The sequence below is a fragment of the Escherichia sp. AM3 genome (assembly GCF_032029835.1).
GTDB lineage: Bacteria > Pseudomonadota > Gammaproteobacteria > Enterobacterales > Enterobacteriaceae > Escherichia > Escherichia coli.
Map to the genome: position 1 here is coordinate 1 of NZ_JAVUPQ010000530.1, position 539 is coordinate 539.

Here is a 539-nt window from a genome sequence, read left to right on the forward strand (position 1 = left end):
ACTCCGGTACTCCAGTCAGTATCAGGAATCAGGTAGTCCACCGCACCTTCCACGCCGTAAATACGGAGTTTGTCGTCCACCACGCTGATGGTCAGATCTTTATTCGCCACCACGCTCTTATCAGAAATCGAATAGTAGGCCGCGATTTGGGTACGCAGATTATTGCCAGTAAAGCGCCAGCCCAGCTCATAAGAATCGACTTTCACGCCTTCCAGCTTGCTGTCGCTGACGTTCACACTCTTTGTTAGAGGAAGATGGCCGTTCACTGCAGCACCATAGATGCCGCGACCATAGTATTTACCCGGGTCCGGCAGCTCCACGCCCTGGGAGAAGTTGAGCCATGCCTGCTGGCGTTCGGTGATGTGCATCAGCAGACCGGCGTTGAACAGGAAGTTGTCGTAATCGACTGAGCCGCCAGGAATGGCGTCGGCGGATGTAGCCTTCCCGGCGGCAATCTGCCGTTGCTGCGCGTAGCCGATGAAATCATCAATCTTGTTTTCAGTGTACTGATAGCGTACGCCACCGTTGAGGGTAAAGAG

Annotated in this window: 1 protein-coding gene; it reads right to left on the reverse strand. The window is 54.2% G+C overall.

Going from position 1 to position 539, the window contains the following annotated elements:
- A partial coding sequence (locus tag RTW80_RS27055) for a TonB-dependent receptor domain-containing protein (protein WP_312721171.1) occupies positions 1-539 on the reverse strand: 539 nt, incomplete at both ends.